The sequence below is a fragment of the Sulfitobacter sp. HI0129 genome, from assembly GCF_001635395.1.
Taxonomy (GTDB): domain Bacteria; phylum Pseudomonadota; class Alphaproteobacteria; order Rhodobacterales; family Rhodobacteraceae; genus Sulfitobacter.
Genome location: NZ_LWGH01000235.1, coordinates 1 through 16,117, shown reverse-complemented (window position 1 = coordinate 16,117; position 16,117 = coordinate 1). Strand labels below are relative to the sequence as shown.

General features: G+C 65.2%; 19 protein-coding genes. 15 read left to right on the top strand and 4 right to left on the bottom strand.

Annotated features, from left to right (window positions below):
* The 3 genes from A3764_RS04020 to A3764_RS04010 all read left to right on the top strand — a co-directional run.
* On the top strand, positions 1-577 hold a 577-nt coding region (locus A3764_RS04020; protein ID WP_330220510.1), incomplete at its 5' end, for an alpha-isopropylmalate synthase regulatory domain-containing protein.
* Positions 574-1,293, top strand: coding sequence for a class I SAM-dependent methyltransferase (locus A3764_RS04015; RefSeq protein WP_067926857.1), 720 nt, complete (start codon positions 574-576; stop codon positions 1,291-1,293). The genes A3764_RS04020 and A3764_RS04015, both read left to right, overlap by 4 nt.
* On the top strand, positions 1,290-2,066 hold the full coding sequence (locus tag A3764_RS04010) for a squalene/phytoene synthase family protein (protein ID WP_067926854.1): 777 nt from the start codon (positions 1,290-1,292) through the stop codon (positions 2,064-2,066). The genes A3764_RS04015 and A3764_RS04010 overlap by 4 nt, the downstream gene beginning before the upstream one ends.
* 80 nt (positions 2,067-2,146) lie before the next feature.
* Here A3764_RS04010 and A3764_RS04005 read toward each other — a convergent pair whose 3' ends face one another.
* The gene (locus A3764_RS04005; protein ID WP_067926851.1) at positions 2,147-3,364 is read right to left on the bottom strand and encodes an MFS transporter; all 1,218 of its coding nucleotides are present in this window, start codon (positions 3,362-3,364) and stop codon (positions 2,147-2,149) included.
* Between the two features lie 76 nt (positions 3,365-3,440).
* Here A3764_RS04005 and A3764_RS04000 point away from each other — a divergent pair, with 76 nt between their 5' ends.
* Genes A3764_RS04000 through A3764_RS03990 form a run of 3 tightly spaced genes read left to right on the top strand, consistent with a single transcriptional unit; the run spans position 3,441 to position 5,478 of the window.
* On the top strand, positions 3,441-4,187 hold the full coding sequence (locus tag A3764_RS04000) for a precorrin-6A/cobalt-precorrin-6A reductase (protein WP_067926847.1): 747 nt from the start codon (positions 3,441-3,443) through the stop codon (positions 4,185-4,187).
* A complete protein-coding gene (locus A3764_RS03995; protein ID WP_067926880.1) occupies positions 4,184-4,816 on the top strand; it encodes a DNA-3-methyladenine glycosylase family protein in 633 nt (210 codons plus the stop codon). Before A3764_RS04000 ends, A3764_RS03995 begins: the two co-directional genes overlap by 4 nt.
* Entirely contained in the window at positions 4,813-5,478 is a 666-nt protein-coding gene (locus A3764_RS03990; RefSeq protein ID WP_067926844.1) for an alpha/beta hydrolase, read from the top strand. The genes A3764_RS03995 and A3764_RS03990 overlap by 4 nt, the downstream gene beginning before the upstream one ends.
* On the opposite strand, the gene A3764_RS03985 is transcribed toward A3764_RS03990, so the two are convergent.
* Positions 5,475-5,921: a VOC family protein gene (locus A3764_RS03985; protein WP_067926840.1), complete on the bottom strand. Its 447-nt coding sequence runs from the start codon at positions 5,919-5,921 to the stop codon at positions 5,475-5,477. The two genes, A3764_RS03990 and A3764_RS03985, sit on opposite strands and share 4 nt — an antisense overlap.
* A 177-nt stretch (positions 5,922-6,098) precedes the next feature.
* On the opposite strand from A3764_RS03985, the gene A3764_RS03980 reads away from it, so the two are divergent.
* A complete protein-coding gene (locus tag A3764_RS03980) occupies positions 6,099-6,683 on the top strand; it encodes an HNH endonuclease (RefSeq protein WP_067926837.1) in 585 nt (194 codons plus the stop codon).
* A 16-nt stretch (positions 6,684-6,699) separates the two neighbouring features.
* Here A3764_RS03980 and xth read toward each other — a convergent pair whose 3' ends face one another.
* Positions 6,700-7,482, bottom strand: a complete 783-nt coding sequence (gene xth, locus A3764_RS03975; protein ID WP_067926834.1) for an exodeoxyribonuclease III — start codon at positions 7,480-7,482, stop codon at positions 6,700-6,702.
* 336 nt (positions 7,483-7,818) lie between these two features.
* On the opposite strand from xth, the gene A3764_RS03970 reads away from it, so the two are divergent.
* Both A3764_RS03970 and A3764_RS03965 read left to right on the top strand, forming a co-directional pair.
* Complete coding sequence (locus A3764_RS03970; protein ID WP_067926829.1) at positions 7,819-8,085, top strand: DUF6749 family protein; 267 nt, start codon at positions 7,819-7,821, stop codon at positions 8,083-8,085.
* Positions 8,086-8,148: 63 nt separating this feature from the next.
* Positions 8,149-9,216 carry a DUF6902 family protein gene (locus A3764_RS03965; RefSeq protein ID WP_067926825.1) on the top strand — a complete coding sequence of 356 codons (1,068 nt, stop codon included), beginning with the start codon at positions 8,149-8,151 and terminating at the stop codon, positions 9,214-9,216.
* Positions 9,217-9,251: 35 nt separating this feature from the next.
* Here A3764_RS03965 and A3764_RS03960 read toward each other — a convergent pair whose 3' ends face one another.
* Positions 9,252-9,575, bottom strand: coding sequence for a HesB/IscA family protein (locus A3764_RS03960; protein WP_067926822.1), 324 nt, complete (start codon positions 9,573-9,575; stop codon positions 9,252-9,254).
* Between the two features lie 84 nt (positions 9,576-9,659).
* Here A3764_RS03960 and A3764_RS03955 point away from each other — a divergent pair, with 84 nt between their 5' ends.
* The 6 genes from A3764_RS03955 to A3764_RS03930 all read left to right on the top strand — a co-directional run.
* Complete coding sequence (locus A3764_RS03955; protein ID WP_067926818.1) at positions 9,660-10,835, top strand: deoxyguanosinetriphosphate triphosphohydrolase; 1,176 nt, start codon at positions 9,660-9,662, stop codon at positions 10,833-10,835.
* A 138-nt stretch (positions 10,836-10,973) separates the two neighbouring features.
* A complete protein-coding gene (locus tag A3764_RS03950; protein WP_067926814.1) occupies positions 10,974-11,636 on the top strand; it encodes a hypothetical protein in 663 nt (220 codons plus the stop codon).
* An 89-nt stretch (positions 11,637-11,725) separates the two neighbouring features.
* Positions 11,726-13,471, top strand: coding sequence for an arginine--tRNA ligase (gene argS / locus A3764_RS03945; protein WP_067926810.1), 1,746 nt, complete (start codon positions 11,726-11,728; stop codon positions 13,469-13,471).
* Between the two features lie 42 nt (positions 13,472-13,513).
* Positions 13,514-14,608: an SPOR domain-containing protein gene (locus A3764_RS03940; protein ID WP_236628010.1), complete on the top strand. Its 1,095-nt coding sequence runs from the start codon at positions 13,514-13,516 to the stop codon at positions 14,606-14,608.
* Complete coding sequence (nagZ, locus tag A3764_RS03935) at positions 14,608-15,627, top strand: beta-N-acetylhexosaminidase (protein WP_067926807.1); 1,020 nt, start codon at positions 14,608-14,610, stop codon at positions 15,625-15,627. The genes A3764_RS03940 and nagZ overlap by 1 nt, the downstream gene beginning before the upstream one ends.
* Positions 15,620-16,117 (top strand): segregation and condensation protein A (locus A3764_RS03930; protein ID WP_150122065.1); only part of this gene is annotated, 498 nt, incomplete at its 3' end. The genes nagZ and A3764_RS03930, both read left to right, overlap by 8 nt.

Genomic DNA, 16,117 nt, shown 5'->3' with positions numbered 1-16,117 from the left:
GCTGGCCAGCGCGGGGCTGGAGGTGGCGCCGGGCGACCAGGCCCTTGCGCGTATTCTCGAAGAGGTGAAGGCCCGCGAGGGGCAGGGCTATTCCTACGATACCGCGCAGGCCAGCTTTGAGCTCTTGGCGCGCGAGGCCCTTGGCCGGATGCCCGATCTCTTCGAGGTCAAGCGCTACCGGGTGACTGTTGAGCGCCGCAAGAACAAGTACGACCGCATGGTCAGCCTCAGCGAGGCGGTTGTCGTCGTGAAGGTCGACGGGGAAAAGCGCCTTTCGGTCAGCGAAAGCATGGACGAGGACGGGAGCGACCGCGGCCCTGTCAACGCCCTCTCCAAGGCGCTGGCGAAGGATCTCGGGCAGTATTCGGCGCTGCTGGAAGACATGCGGCTGGTGGATTTCAAGGTGCGCATCACCCAGGGCGGGACCGAAGCGGTGACCCGCGTCATCATCGACAGCGAGGACGGTGACGGCCATCGCTGGTCCACCGTCGGCGTCAGCGCCAATATCGTCGATGCCTCTTTCGAGGCACTGCTGGATGCGATCCGCTGGAAACTGATCCGGGACGGCGCGGCATGACGCCTCCAGAGGACGCGTTCTTTACCCTGCACCGGGATTTGCCCCGTGAAGGCCCGGGTGAGCCTGCGGATGTGGCCTGGGCGTCTGGTGTTGCGGGTCTGCAGCCCGATGCGCGCATTGCGGATGTGGGCTGCGGGCCGGGCGGCGACATCGCGGCGCTCCTCGATGCCGCGCCGCGCGGCCATGTGACCGCACTGGACAAGACGGCCCATTTCATAGCCTCCGCGCGTGTGGCGTGGGGGGACGATCCGCGCGTTACGGTGCTGCAGGCCGACATGGCCCGCATCATGAACCCGCATGACATGATCTGGTGCGCGGGGGCGGTCTATTTCCTCGGGATCGGCGCGGCGCTCAAGGGCTGGCGCAGGTCGCTGGCCCGGGGCGGTGTCGTGGTCTTCTCGGAACCCTGCTGGTTCACGAATGAGCCTTCGGTGCGGGCGCGCGAATTCTGGTCGGAATACCCCGGCATGACGGATGAGGCAGGCATCACACGGCAGGTCGAGGAAGCGGGATACCACGTGATGGGCTCCCGACGTCTCGGCTCCGCCGCGTGGGAGGCATATTACACCCCGCTCATGGAGCGTATCGCCACGTTGCGCCCGCAAGCGGATGCCGCGCTTGGGGCGCTTCTGGATGAGACGGAGGCGGAGGTCGACCTCTGGCGCCGGGAAGGCGGCGATTTCGGCTATCTGCTCACCGTCGCGCGCCCCGCATGACGTTTGACGCCGATCTTGTCGCCTGTGCCGCGCTGGTGGAACGGGCCGATCCGATCCGCTTTCGTACCGCGATGGCGGCCCCGGTGGCCGCGCGGGCAAAGCTCTTCCCGCTCTATGCCTTCAACGCCGAAGTGGCGCGCGCACCGCGCGTGACGCGGGAATCGATGATTGCCGAGATGCGCCTGCAATGGTGGCGCGATGTCTGCGAGGAGATCGCCGAAGGAAAGCCCGTTCGCCGGCACGAGGTCGCGACCCCGCTCGCTCGGGTCCTGTCGGCAGAGGACGCCCGCCTGCTGGATGAACTCACCGCCGCCCGCCGTTGGGACATCTATCGCGACGCCTTCGAGGACGCTGCCCATTTCGAGCGGTATATCGATCAGACTTCCGGGCACCTCATGTGGGTCGCGGCCCGGTCACTCGGCGCCCCGCCGGAGGCTGAGGCGATCGTACGCCTCACCGCCCATGCCGCCGGTATCGCCGCATGGTTGCGCGCCGCGCCAGTCCTGCGGGCGGAAGGCCGCAAACCGCTCGCGGAACCCGCCGCCGAAACCGTGCAGTCGCTCGCCCATACGGCGTCGGAGGCTCTGCGCCGCGCCCGCCGGAATCGCGCGCTGCTGCCCGCAAGTGCCGCGCCCGCGCTCTGGCCCGCGATGGCGGCGGATCATACGCTTCGGCAGGCCCGCCGTGATCCCGAACACCTGTTGGCACAGCCGCAGGAGGCGCGCCTCTCGCCATGGCGGCTGGCGCTCAGGGCCGCGACCGGCGGTTGGTAGCCTTCTTCTCATGATCTGAAAATACTTTGGGGGGCGGGGCGGAGGCCCCGGGGGGCAAAGCCCCCTGCGCTGTCCCGACGTTATCTGGCCACCGCTTCATCCCGGGGTCGCAGGACTAGCCAGATCAGCGATCCCCCCGCCAGCGCCAGAAACGGGATCATCGCGAGGTTGACTGCGGCCCAGCCCTGCGCCGCAGTGCCGCCCGAACAATTCATCAACCCGCCCGAGGCGAGCGAGGCCAGTGTCACCCCGCCGAAGACCATGAAATCGTTCAGCCCCTGCATCCGGCCCCGTTCATGCGGCGCATGGGCGCCCGCCAGCATGGTGGTGGCGCCGATGAAGCCGAAGTTCCACCCCAGACCCAACAGGATCAGCGCGACGAAGAAGTTCGGCAGTGCCACGCCCGCCAGCGCCACGATACCGGCGCCCGCAAGGATCGCGATGCCGAGCCCCATGATCCGTTCGACTCCGAAGCGCGCGATCAGATGCCCGGTGAAGAAGGACGGAGCGAACATCGCCAGCACATGGCCCGTCACCACGTCGGAGGCATGGCCCACGTCGTAGCCTGCACCCACCACCGCCAGCGGCGTGGAGGTCATCACGAGGTTCATCAGCGCATAGGACACCATGGCGCAGATCACCGCCACGGCGACGCGCGGCGTGCGCAGCAGCTCCATCCGGCTGCGGCCCCGGGGCGCGTCCTGTGCAGGGACGGGCGGGCGCGGAATGTCGATGAAAAAGAAAAGTGCGCTGCCCAGCAGGTTGACCGCGATAACGGCAAGGTAGGTCCCGAAGAAAGGGATCACATAGGCCTCTGCCGTCAGCTTCACGACCTGCGGCCCGATAATGGCCGATACGAGCCCACCCGCCATGACATATGAAATCGCCTTGGGCCGAAAGGCTTCGGAGGCAGTGTCAGCCGCCGCGAAGCGATAGAAACCCTGAGCGGACATGTAGATGCCCGTCAGCAGGCTGCCCAGCAGGAAGACGGGAAAGGAGGCGGTATAAAGCCCGTAGGCCCCGATCGCGCCCCCCGCCGCACCACCGAGCGTGCCGAGCAGAAAGCCCGCGCGCCGTCCGAAGCGCTGCATGATCGCGGAAATGGGCGTGGCCGCCAGCATGGAACCGAGCACGATCATGGAAATGGGCAGGGTTGCGAAACAGGGGTTTCCGGCCAGCGACGTACCCGCAAGACCGCCGATGACGAAGATCATCGGCATCTGCGCACCCAGAAAGGCCTGCGCGGCCACCAATACGCCGACGTTGCGCCGGGCGCGGCTGTCGTTTTCCATTTCCATGGCAAATCCGTATCCCCGGCCTGAGGGCGGGGCAAGCCCTTGCGCACGGGCGGAGTGCACCGCAATATCGCCGGCGATGAAGGATCGTTCAGCCCTGTTATTGCTTTCGGGCAGCGCCGAAGCGCAGGCTTTGCGGCCCGACCTGATGCGCCTGCCGCAAAGGATTCACGTTCTGGCGGCTGAACGGCCCCGTAACGCAGGCTCCGGCCCCGATACCGGGGTGGAGCTGCGCCGTTTTGCCGATGCGCAGGCGATGGCGGATTACCTGCAACACCACGATATCGGCGCCATTCTCGATGCGGGCCATGCGTTCGACGGGCAGCAGGCGGCACAGGCCCACGGGGCCGCCGCGCTGCTGGGCCTGCCCTGTCTCAGCCTGCGGCGGCTGCCTTGGGAAACCGGGGCGCGCCCGCACTGGCACCGGGTCGCGGCGATCGCGGAGGCATTGCCGCTGATCCCGCGCGGGGCGCGCGTTTTCTCGGCGACGGGCTGGGCCAGCCTGCAGGAATATGCGGATTTCCCCGGATCGATGCTGCTTCTGCGCCAGACAAGGAGGCATGACAGAGTGCCCCCCTTTGACTTCGTTACTCCGGTCTTCGGTTCGCCCCCTTTTTCGGTGACGGAGGAAATGGCGCTTTTCACCAAGCTGCAAGTGGACGTTCTGATTTGCCGCAACCTCGGCGGGCTGGCCAGCCGGTCGAAGCTCGACGCGGCGGCGGCGCTTGGCTTCACGGTATTGCTCGTCGATCCGCCGCCGCTGCCCCCGGGCGCGCCGGTGGTGCACACCACAGCCGAAGCGCTTGCGTGGGCGCGGGCGCTGTGAGTGTCGGGCGTCTGATCACCTGCGATGCGGATGTGGCTGAAGGCGCACAATGGCTGGCGGCCCGCGAGCCGCGCTTCGACCATGCGCTCAGGGCGACGGGCCCGCTGCCCCTGCGGCTGCGGCCCGCGGGGTTCGAGGCGTTGCTCCGGGCAATCGTCTCGCAGCAGGTCTCCGTCGCCTCGGCAAGCGCGATATCGGGCCGGATGGAGCAGGCCGGGCTGATCGCGCCGGAGGCGATCTTGCAGGCGGGGGAGGAGGGGCTGCGCGCCGCCGGGTTGAGCCGGCAGAAGATACGCTATGCGCTTGCGCTGTCCGAAGCGGGCATAGATTTCGACGCGCTGGCCCATTTGCCGGATGCGGGGGTGATCGAAACGCTCACCGCGCTGCCGGGGATCGGGCCGTGGACCGCACAGGTATACGCGATGTTCTCGCTGGGCCGCCGCGATGTCTTCGCCCCCGGCGATCTGGCCCTGCAGGAGGCCGCGAGGGCGCTCTTTGAACTGGAGGCGCGCCCCACGCCTGCGGCACTCGCCCGGATGGCGGCCCATTGGTCGCCTTGGCGGGCCGTTGCAGCCCGCCTTCTCTTTGCTTACTACCGGGTGAGCAGCAAACGGGAAGGTATTGCATGACAAGGGTATTGAACGCAGAGCGCCGCGAGCCGAAATCGGGGGAAACCCGGTCCGTCGTCGTTTTTCTGCATGGATATGGGGCAAACGGCGCGGACCTTTTGGGGCTGGCCGATCCGCTGGGCGAACATCTGCCCGACACCCTTTTCGTGGCACCCGACGCGCCCGAAGCCTGCGCCGGGGCACCCATGGGGTTTCAGTGGTTTCCGATCCCCTGGATCGATAATTCCTCCGAAGAAGAGGCCGAGCGCGGGATGGTGCGCGCCGTCGATGACCTGAACGCCTTTCTCGACGCATTGATGGTGGACGAGGATGTATTGCCGGAGCAGGTTGTGCTCTTCGGTTTTTCGCAGGGCACCATGATGGCCCTGCATGTCGCACCCCGGCGCGAAGACCCGGTGGCGGGCATCGTCGCCTTTTCCGGTCGGCTGCTTTCCCCCGAAACGTTGAAGGAAGAGGCGCGGGTGCGCCCGCCCGTCCTTCTGGTGCATGGCGACGCGGACGATGTGGTGCCGCCGCAGTCCCTGCCGCAGGCCGCCGAAGCGCTGCAGGAGGCGGGTTGGCAGGATGTCTATGCCCATGTGATGAAGGGAACGGGCCACGGCATCGCGCCCGATGGGCTGTCGGTGGCATTGGCCTTCATGCGCGACAAGCTGGGCCTTTAACCGGGTTTCTGATCGTCCCAGAGCCAGGGTTCGGCGAATTCGACCGAATTGCCTGCCGGGTCCCGCACATAGAGCGAGCGCGCCCCGTTGGGCCAGTCGAAGGCGGTATCGATGGGCACACCGGCTGCCTCCAGCCGCCGGTGCATGGCGTCGATCTCTTCTTTGTTCATCGCGAAACACACATGCCCCGGCCCCGTCGCCCCATGCGGCGGAACCGGCATGCGCGGGTTTTCCGGTGAATGGCTGGTGCGGGCGGGGTCAAACACCAGCAGGACGGAGGCGCCAAGCGCGAAGAACATATGCCGCCCTTCCACATGCTGGAACAGGGGCAGGCCCAGAAGGTCTTCGTAGAAGGCCCGCGCGGCATCCAGATCATTGGCGTAAATCGCCGCTTCGAGGATCGCGTTCGGGGCCGGTGCGGCGGGCAGATCGGGCTTTTCCATAGCAGTGATCCTATCATTCCGCCCTGCTTCTGTCAGCGGCTTGTCGCAGCACGAAACGAAGCCGCGCCACACCTGGATGCGGCCATCAGCGCAGGCAAAATACGGGGCACATCTTTGGCTTGCCAGACTTCGACCACAATATATAGTGGAAGTTAACCGGGCAGGAGCGGCTGACAGATGGACGGCAATTTCAGGACGGAATTCACACGAAACCCTGCGGGCCTGCGGCACCGCCCGGCGCTGGTGCTCAACGCGGATTACCGGCCATTGAGCTACTATCCACTGTCGCTCTGGCCCTGGCAGGAAGCGATCAAGGCCAAGTGGCTCGACCGGGTCGATATCGTGGCCGAGTACGAAGATGTCGTCCGAAGCCCCAGTACCGAACTGAAAATTCCTTCCGTCGTGGTGCTGAAGGATTACGTAAAACCGATGAAGCGCGTGGCATTCACGCGCTTCAATCTTTTTCTGAGGGACGAATTCCGCTGCCAGTACTGCGGCGCGCGGGGGGAGCTGACCTTCGATCACGTGGTGCCGCGCGCCAGTGGCGGTGTCACAAGCTGGCAGAACGTCGTGGCGGCCTGTTCACCCTGCAACCTGAAGAAGGGATCGAAGCCGTTGCACCGCACGGGCATGTCCCTGCGCAAACCGCCCCGTCATCCCGAAGCGGAGGAGTTGCGCAACATCGGCCGCAAATTCCCCCCGAACCATCTGCACGAAAGCTGGATGGATTTCCTTTACTGGGACGCCGAACTGGAAGCCTGACCGGGCAGGGGCCCCGTCAGATATCGAGCTCGGCCCAGACCGGCACGTGGTCCGACGGTTTGTCGCGGCCCCGCACTTCGCGGTCGATCCGGCACTCCACCAGCCGGTCCGCGCAATAGGGTGACAGCAGCAGATGGTCGATCCGGATCCCGTGGTTCCGGTTCCATGCGCCCGCCTGATAATCCCAGAAGGAATAATGCCCCGGGCCGGGCTCGCGGGCGCGGAACGCATCCGTCAGCCCGAGGTTCAGCAGCTCCCGGAACGCCCGGCGGGCTTCTGGCCGGAACAGCGCATCCTCGCGCCACGCTTCGGGGTTGGCCGCGTCTTCGGGCTGGGGGATGATGTTGTAATCGCCCGCCATCAGGAAGGGCGTTTCCGCCGCCAACAACGCCTCGGCCCGGGTTTTCAGCCGGGCCATCCAGGCGAGTTTGTAATCGAACTTGGGGCCGGGCGCCGGGTTGCCGTTTGGCAGGTAAAGCCCGCAGACCCGCAGCGCATCCTTGTCGCCCACAATCGTTGCCTCGATATAGCGCGCCTGTTCGTCGGCATCGTCCCCGGGCAGGCCGCGGCTCACATCCTCCAACGGCAATTTCGAGAGGATCGCCACCCCGTTGAAGCCCTTCTGGCCGTGGGTTTCGACGTTATAGCCACGGTCTTCGAACAATTCCCGCGGAAAGCCTTCGTCAACTGATTTAATTTCCTGCAGCAGGACGACATCGGGCTGCGCTTCGTCCAGCCAGTCGGGCAGGGCGGTCGCGCGGGCCTTGATACCGTTGATGTTGAAGGTAGCGATCTTCATGGGGGCGGTCCTGTCAGTTCAGGCCCAGCAATGCCGCATCGCACCCTCGGATACAAGGCGGCGATTCGCGTGCCAAGCTTGTGGGAGCCAGTCGCCCCTGCCATGCGGCGGCCTTACCTGATGCACCTATGTATAGAATATATCCAGATATATACAATTTTAGATAATGTGGACAACTTTGGGTTCGCAACCGGAATCAACCGGTTGCGATTATGGTTAATGCCATATTTTCTCTAATTAACAATACCTTAACTACTGTTTTCTTGCGGTGCGAGCGTCAGCTGCAAGGCTATTGGTGCGAAACGACAACGCCAAACAGCAGGAAAGGTTCCCAACATGTCCGCTCTTCGTTCCATTGACCTCGACACACCCGTTTCCCTCCCCGACACGCACAGCGGTGCGGGGGGGCATCTCTTCACTTCGGGCTCCGCCCCCCGCAGTTCGTCGATACTCGACGGGGGCGGGACGGCGCTTTTCACCACCAGTTGTGGGCCCCGGATGGCCGCGGGGCAGGGTACCGCGCTCTACACCACAAGCTGTATTGAATCGGGCCGGTCCGCTTTCGACGGCGACGGCGTGGCGCTTTTCACGACCAGCTGCTGAGGCCATGTCACCCCGGGGGGCGCGTTCGGCGCGCGCCTTCCCATGCCGGAAGAGAAAGCTGCCATGTCCAACGTCATCCATGCGAATTTCCTGGCGCAACCAAGGGTATGCGGTGCGCAAGACACCTTTGCCGCGCTGCTGCGCAGTTTCGCGGATCATCGCCAGCCGCGGGACGATGTCTATTGGCTCAAGGAAAACGCCGAACTTCTGGGCATGCTGGCAAGCACCGGCGGGGCCATCCCGGCGGAAGCATTGTCGCCCTATGCCGCCTTCTATGACAGGGCGCCGGCCTATCTGGAGTTCTTTCCGCAGTATTATCGCTTCATCCTGTCCATCTGCCTCGATCTGGAGGATCTGGGGATGGGCGGCGGCCATGGCGCAGCGCTTTGTGCGCAGGCCGCCCGCAACCGCTCCCCCCTTGCGGAGCTTTCCGACCTGCAACGCGGCGAAGCGCAGCGGTTGCTGTCGCGCCGGCTGGATCTGGACGGAGATGCGGCTCTGCGCCAGCGATTGCTGGAATTCGCAGGGGCACGGGGCGGGTTTGCCGTACCCAACCGCAAGGCGGCCTATGAACTGACCCATATCGTTTTCTATCTGTCTGACTATGGCCGCCGTGATCCGGGCCTGCCGCCGGAGGCGTTTGCCAATCTCGATGATCTCGGCCTTCTGGCGCTGCTGGATCGGGACCACGATCTGCTGGCCGAGGTCTGCCTCGCGCTGCGCCATGCGGGGGCCGTGCCTGATCCGTTCTGGGAACAGGAGGTGGATAGCGCCCATGGGGCGATGCGCTGTTTGCCGCTGCATGAACCGTCGGGGCAGGACGATTATCATCCATGGTTGGTAACGGGCTGGTTGCTCCGCCAGAAGGGTGCGCCTGCTTTCGCGCGATCCTTTGCGGGCGGCCCGCTGACGGTCCGCGCACCACAAGAGCCGCCCGGCATCCTGCGGCAAATCTCTCGCTGTCTCTATGATCAGGGCAACGCCCGGGGCGGGGACTGGCATGTGATGAAACGCACCCTGTCGCCGGAGCTTACGCGCGAAGGGCAGGATTTGCTGCAAAGGGCCGAAGGTTCATCGCCACGGTTCGCGGAATTCTTTGCGCGCTTCGCACGGATCCCTCGCGCCGCGTGATCGTCGCGGCAGCCCTTCGGTGCCGGAGGGCAGACTTACATGGAAAACGACGTACCGCAGCCGCAGGCGCTGGTCGCGTTCGGATTGTCGATCACGAAACGCGCGCCGATAAGTTCTTCGGAAAAGTCGATGACCGCATTGGCCAGAAAGGGCAGCGAAACCGAATCCACCACGACCTTCTGGCCGCCGCCTTCGAGCACGAGGTCATCGTCCTTCGGCTCATCCAGCGCGATGTCGTACTGGAAACCGGAACAGCCGCCGCCTTCGACGGCGACGCGCAGGGCCTTGCCTTCGCCTGCGGCGCCGATCTCGGCCAGCCGTTCGAACGCGCGGGAGGTCACTTTGGGCGGAAGGTTCATCAGAAAGGCTCCGAGGCTGCGGTTTCAATCGCTTGGTCCTTGCAATATAGAAACCCGCAGGACAGGCGACAAGGACCGGCGGCAATGCGCGCACCCTATGCCTCTGATCCGGCGCTGGCCAGGGGACGGCTGGTACCGGAGGAGGAAAGCACCTTCCGCTCCTGTTATCAGCGGGATCGGGACAGGATCATTCACGCCTCGGCCTTTCGGCGGCTGAAGCACAAGACGCAGGTCTTCGTGGAGCACGAAGGCGATTATTTCCGCACGCGGCTCACCCATTCGATCGAAGTGGCGCAGGTGGCGCGCACGATCGCCGGGGCGCTGGGGCTGAATTCGGAACTGACCGAAGCGGTGGCGCTGGCCCATGATCTGGGCCATCCGCCCTTCGGCCACACCGGCGAGGATGCGCTGCATGCGCTGATGAAGCCCTACGGCGGCTTTGACCATAACGCGCAGGCCATCCACATCGTCACCTCGCTGGAGCGGCATTACGCCGAGTTCGACGGGCTCAACCTGACGTGGGACACGCTGGAGGGCATCGCCAAGCACAATGGCCCCGTTACCGGGGAATTGCCCCATGCGCTGGCGCGGTACAACGCACGGCACGATCTGGAATTGCATACCCATGCGAGTGCTGAGGCGCAGGTGGCCGCGCTGTCGGACGATATCGCCTACAATAACCACGATCTCCACGATGGTCTGCGCGCGCGCCTCTTCACGGATGACGAAATCGCCGCTCTGCCCATGGTGGGGACGGCCTATGCCGAGGTCGATGCGGCCTATCCCGGGCTGGAACCCTACCGCCGGCGGCATGAGGCCCTGCGCCGGGTCTTTGGTATGATGGTCTCTGACGTGATCGAGACATCGCGCGGGCTGCTGGAAAAATCCGGTGCCAATTCAGCGTCGGATATCCGGCATCTGGGCTATCCCGTGATCCGCTTCTCCGATCCCATCTGGCGGGATCTGCGCGACATCAGGCGCTTTCTTTTCGAACGTATGTACCGCGCCCCCAGCGTCATGGCGAAGCGCGCCGAGGTGACACAGGTGATCGAGGCGCTCTTTCCGCTCTTTCTGGACCGGCCCGATCTGCTGCCGCGCCATTGGGTGAAAGAGATCGCCGCCGCAGGCACCGACCGTCAGGCGCTGGCGCGGATGGTGGCCGATTATATCGCCGGCATGACGGACCGTTTCGCCCTGCAGGAACATGCGCGTCTTTTCGGGGCGGAGGACGCGCAGTCCATCCTGTCGCACGGCGGTTGAATTCCACGGTCCGGCACCTGAAAGGGTTGAGTCCTCTTTGGGGGTAACGCGGGCCCGTGCTAGGCTGTGCCATGGTCGGCGACCCGACCGCTCCGCCCCTGCCGGAACATCCCGGCGCTTTCCTTCGCAGGACGTTGCATGACCGAAGCTGCCGATCTCAGGAACCGAACGGTTGCGGTGCTGCAGGCGCCGCTTGGCCCGGGGCCGCAGCTTGTCCGCCGACTGGCCGATGGCGGCGCCCGCGTGATCGCGATGGGGCAGGGGGAACACGCGCTCAGAACGCTTGCCCGGCATGAGCCTGATCTTATCGAAACGCTCGTGATCGAGCCGGAAGACCGGCAGCGCCTGCGCCTTTTGCGAAAGGCGTGGCGCGACGAGCCGCTGCATGCGGTGGTCAACCTGCTGCCACTGGACCCGGAGGTCGGTATCGATGGGCAGATCACCGCGCTGACGGCGTTGATGCGCAGCATGGGCCGGGGTTTGGCCGCGGGATCCGGTGCGCTCATCTCCATCATGGCGGAGCCTGCCGATCCACTCGCCCTGCATGCGCGGGCCCTCTGCGCCGCGGTAGAGGAGGCCGGCACGGGGCTGGCAGCGGCCTTGTCGCGGCACGGGGTGCGGGTACACAACCTTCGCGCACCCGAGGACCGTGCCGACCGGGTGCTGCCAATGGCGCTGCTGCTCTGCGGCAAGGCCGGGCGCACGATTGCGAGCGGCACCGTTCACATTGCAGACGGCCCCTTTGCCACCCAGCAGAGCGATGAAAGCCCGCCCGCCGAAATGACTGCCGCATCGGCCTGAACCGTCCTTCCCGCCCGCGTCTTCCATCCCGCCCTTGATTGACCGTGCCTGCCCAGATGATACAGGGGCGCGAGACAAGGATATCCGACATGAACCTATTTGCCGACATTCGCGCGCTGGTGGTGGCCACGCTGGAACAGATGGTAGCGCAGGACGCACTGCCCGTGGACCTCAGCTTTGACGCGATCACCGTTGAGCCGCCGCGCGACGCGGCCCACGGGGACATGGCGACCAATGCCGCCATGGTGCTCGCCAAGCCTGCCGGAATGAAGCCGCGCGACATCGCCGAAGCCCTCAGCACCCGGCTCACGGCGGATGAGCGGATCACCTCTGCCGAGGTGGCCGGGCCCGGGTTCCTCAACCTGCGGTTGGCGCCCTCGGTCTGGCAACAGGTCGCGGGGGGTGTGCTGGAAGCGGGCACCGATTTCGGTCGCAGCGCGCTGGGGCAGGGGGTGTCGGTCAACGTCGAATATGTTTCGGCCAACCCCACGGGGCCGCTGCATGTGGGCCATACCCGGGGCGCGGTCTTCGGCGATGCCCTGGCGTCTTTGCTGGATTACGCAGGCTTTGACGTCACGCGCGAATATTACATCAACGACGGCGGCGCACAGGTCGATGTGCTCGCCCGGTCGGTCTACCTGCGCTATCTCGAAGCACACGGGCAGGAGGTCGCCTTTCCCGATGGCACCTATCCCGGTGACTATCTGATCGCCGTGGGCGAGGCGCTGAAGGACAAGGTCGGCGACGCCTATGTCGATGAGGACGAAAGCGTCTGGCTGGAAGAGGTTCGCGATTTCGCAACCGACGCGATGATGGATCTGATTCGCGCCGATCTCGAGGCGCTCGGCGTCGAGATGGACGTCTTCTTTTCGGAAAAGTCGCTCTACGGCACGGGCCGGATCGAAGCGGCATTGGCCGATCTTGAATCCAAGGGCCTGATCTACGAAGGTGTGCTTCAGCCGCCCAAGGGCAAGAAGCCCGAAGATTGGGAACCGCGCGAACAGACCCTGTTCAAATCCACCGATCACGGCGACGACGTCGACCGCCCGGTCAAGAAATCGGATGGCGGCTGGACCTATTTCGCCCCGGATATCGCCTATCACTACGACAAGGTGCAGCGCGGTTTCGATCAGTTGATCGATGTGTTCGGCGCGGACCACGGCGGCTACGTCAAGCGGATGAAGGCGGCCGTCTCGGCCCTGTCAGAAGGTCGCGTGCCGCTGGACATCAAGCTGACGCAGCTGGTGAAGCTCTTCAAGAATGGTGAGCCGTTCAAGATGTCGAAGCGGGCGGGCACTTTCGTCACCCTGCGCGATGTCGTCGATCAGGTGGGCCCCGATGTGACGCGCTTTGTCATGCTGACGCGCAAGAACGACGCGATGCTCGACTTCGATTTCGACAAGGTGCTGGAGCAGAGCCGCGAGAACCCGGTGTTCTACGTGCAATACGCGCATGCCCGGGTCTCCTCCGTCATGCGCAAGGCGGCCGAGGCGGGGATCGCCACGGATGATGCCGTTCTGCGTCAGGCCGATCTGACAAAGCTCGATCATGAGGCGGAACTGGCGCTGCTGCGCAAACTGGCCGAATGGCCCCGGCTGGTGGAAACCGCCGCCCGCAGCAATGAGCCGCATCGCGTGGCCTTCTACCTCTATGAACTCGCCGGGGATTTCCACGGCCTGTGGAACCGGGGCAATGACACGCCTGCGCTGCGCTTCCTGCAGGAAGGCGACGCGGCGACCAGTCAGGCAAAAATTGCGCTGGCCCGGTCCGTCGCGATTGTAATAGCGGCAGGTCTTGGTATTCTTGGAGTCACACCGGCGCAGGAGATGCGGTAAACGCACGCGCGCCGTAGCAGGCAATTCAATCAAGAGACCCGCGTGGCGATTCGACCGGTGGGCAGCGAGGCAGTGATGGCAGATTTCTATTCCTCCCCCGTGGCGGGGGCGCATGGCGTTCATCAGGCATATGAAGACGCCGGAAGTTCGCGGGCCAACTCCTTGGCAAAACTGACGAATTTTACCGGTGCCTTGGTGTCGGTCGCGCTTGTCGTGGGGATCGGCGTCTGGGGGTACAAACTGCTCGCCCGGGACGTAAGCGGCATCCCCGTGGTCCGCGCCGCACAGGGGGAGATGCGGGTGCGCCCCGAGGAACCGGGAGGCCAACTGGCCCGCCATCAGGGGCTTTCCGTCAATGCGGTGGCCGCGCATGGCACCGCCGGTAAGTTCGCCGACCGGCTGATACTGGCGCCTAAACCGCTGGAACTTGCCGAAGAAGACCAGCCGATTGAACCCGCGATGGTTGCACAAGCGCCACAGCCGGGCACCGCAGAAGCGCAGGTGATTCCCGCCTCCGCCGCCGTTCCGGATGTGGCCGAAGCCCTGCGGAATGGCGACGTGAACGAACTCGTCGCCTCCCTCACCGACGGCATCGCGCCCTTGGATGACGAGACCGAAGAAACCGCCGAGGCGGTGGCCACAGTTACGGATGAGATCGTTCAGGAAGTCGAAACCGCAAAGGCGGAAGTCGCCCAGGCGGTGCTCAATGCCCCGGGGGTGAGCAATTCGCTGCGCCCCCGCAACCGCCCCCAGCAGGCAGCACAGGCGATGGTGGTGAAAGCCTCCCTCTCTGCCGAGGATGCCGCCGTGACAGCGGCCATTGACGCGGTGTCGCGCCAACTGTCCGCCGCCGTCACCCGCGAAGTGCCTGCCGATACGATCCCGAAAGGCACCCGGCTGGTGCAGCTGGGCGCCTTCGATTCGCCCGAAATCGCCCGCGAACAGTGGGACAAGCTGAACCGCCGTTTCGCCGTCTACCTCGGCAGCAAGGACCGCGTGGTGCAAAAGGCCACGAGCGGGGGGCGGGTTTTCTACCGCCTGCGCGCAATGGGCTTTGAAGACATCGCCGATGCGCGGCGGTTCTGCTCTGCGCTGGTTTCGGAAAAGGCCGATTGTATCCCCGTCGTCACCCGGTGATGCCTTTCGGCGCGACCATTCTGGATGCGGATAGCCTGCGCCTGACCCCTGAGGAAAAGGCGTTCTTCCGTGCGGCGGACCCTTTCGGCTTCATCCTGTTTTCGCGCAATATCGACACACCTGATCAGGTCCGCGCGCTCTGCGCTGACATGCGCGAGGCTGTGGGCCGCGATGCGGTCATTACCGTTGATCAGGAAGGCGGGCGGGTGCAGCGGCTGCGCGCACCGCATTGGACGGATTGGTCCCCGCCGCTCACCTTCATCGAAGAGGCGGGCGGCGACCCGGCCCATGCCGCTGCCGAAGCCATGTACCTGCGCTATCGCATCATCGGGCAGGAATTGCGCGACGTCGGTATCGACAGCAATTGCGCGCCGACCCTCGATGTGGCGACGGCTGAAACCCATCCCTTCCTGCGCAACCGCTGCTACGGCGAAGATGCCGAAACCGTCGCCCGGCTGGGCCGGGCCGCGGCGGACGGGATGCTGGAAGCGGGTGTGTTGCCGGTGATGAAACATATGCCCGGCCATGGCCGTGCCACGCAGGACAGCCATCTGCACCTGCCCCGTGTCACCGCCCCGGAAGAGGCGCTGAGATCGCGGGACTTCGCCCCGTTCAGGGCGCTGAACGACATGCCCATGGGGATGACCGCGCATATCGTCTACGAAGCGCTGGATGATGCCCCCGCCACGCTGTCGACCCGGATGATGCGGCTCATCCGCGAGGATATCGGTTTCGACAACCTCGTGATGACGGACGACATATCGATGAAGGCGCTTCAGGGCGCGCCCGGCGACATTGCGCGCGCGGCACTGAATGCAGGTTGCGACGTGGCGCTCTATTGCAATGCGTCCTTGGAAGACCGCCGCGCGGTAGCCGATGCCGCCGGGCGGATGACGCCCGAAGCGCAGACCCGCGCGGAACGGGCGCTTGCCGCGCGCCGTGCCCCGGCGGAGGTTGACATTTCCGCCCTCAAGGCCAAGCTGGCCACGCTCACGGGCGGAACGGCGGCGCATGGCTGACACCATATTCGAGCAAGACCGCACCGCGGTGGCCGAACGGCTTGCCGCCGAGGCGCTCATCGTGGATGTGGACGGGTTCGAAGGCCCGCTCGACCTGCTGCTGACGCTGGGCCGCACCCAGAAGGTGGACCTGCGCAAGATCTCCGTTTTGCAACTGGCGCGCCAGTATCTCGCTTTTGTGGAAAAGGCCAAGGCACTGCGGCTTGAACTGGCGGCGGATTACCTCGTCATGGCGGCTTGGCTCGCCTTTCTGAAGTCACGGCTTCTCTTGCCACCCGACCCGGCGGACGAAGGCCCCAGCGGCGAGGAACTGGCCGCCCATCTGGCGTTTCAGCTTGAGCGGTTGCAGGCCATGCGCGACGCCGCCGCCCGGTTGATGGCGCGCGACCGGCTGGGCCGCGACTTTTTCGCGCGCGGCCAGACGCAGGACATGCAGCGCACGCGCCGCGTGACCTATACGGCGACCCTGCTCGATCTGATGCAGGGCTAC

Bases quoted from the DNA above. Each gene is read 5' to 3' on its own strand.
- nagZ (WP_067926807.1), top strand. From the start codon at position 14,608: ATGCCTTTCGGCGCGACCATTCTGGATGCGGATAGCCTGCGCCTGACC.
- argS (WP_067926810.1), top strand. From the start codon at position 11,726: ATGAACCTATTTGCCGACATTCGCGCGCTGGTGGTGGCCACGCTGGAA.
- A3764_RS03970 (WP_067926829.1), top strand. From the start codon at position 7,819: ATGTCCGCTCTTCGTTCCATTGACCTCGACACACCCGTTTCCCTCCCC.
- xth (WP_067926834.1), bottom strand. From the start codon at position 7,482: ATGAAGATCGCTACCTTCAACATCAACGGTATCAAGGCCCGCGCGACC.
- A3764_RS03950 (WP_067926814.1), top strand. From the start codon at position 10,974: ATGACCGAAGCTGCCGATCTCAGGAACCGAACGGTTGCGGTGCTGCAG.
- A3764_RS03990 (WP_067926844.1), top strand. From the start codon at position 4,813: ATGACAAGGGTATTGAACGCAGAGCGCCGCGAGCCGAAATCGGGGGAA.
- A3764_RS04000 (WP_067926847.1), top strand. From the start codon at position 3,441: ATGAAGGATCGTTCAGCCCTGTTATTGCTTTCGGGCAGCGCCGAAGCG.
- A3764_RS04005 (WP_067926851.1), bottom strand. From the start codon at position 3,364: ATGGAAATGGAAAACGACAGCCGCGCCCGGCGCAACGTCGGCGTATTG.
- A3764_RS03960 (WP_067926822.1), bottom strand. From the start codon at position 9,575: ATGAACCTTCCGCCCAAAGTGACCTCCCGCGCGTTCGAACGGCTGGCC.
- A3764_RS03980 (WP_067926837.1), top strand. From the start codon at position 6,099: ATGGACGGCAATTTCAGGACGGAATTCACACGAAACCCTGCGGGCCTG.
- A3764_RS04010 (WP_067926854.1), top strand. From the start codon at position 1,290: ATGACGTTTGACGCCGATCTTGTCGCCTGTGCCGCGCTGGTGGAACGG.
- A3764_RS03955 (WP_067926818.1), top strand. From the start codon at position 9,660: ATGCGCGCACCCTATGCCTCTGATCCGGCGCTGGCCAGGGGACGGCTG.
- A3764_RS03965 (WP_067926825.1), top strand. From the start codon at position 8,149: ATGTCCAACGTCATCCATGCGAATTTCCTGGCGCAACCAAGGGTATGC.
- A3764_RS04015 (WP_067926857.1), top strand. From the start codon at position 574: ATGACGCCTCCAGAGGACGCGTTCTTTACCCTGCACCGGGATTTGCCC.
- A3764_RS03985 (WP_067926840.1), bottom strand. From the start codon at position 5,921: ATGGAAAAGCCCGATCTGCCCGCCGCACCGGCCCCGAACGCGATCCTC.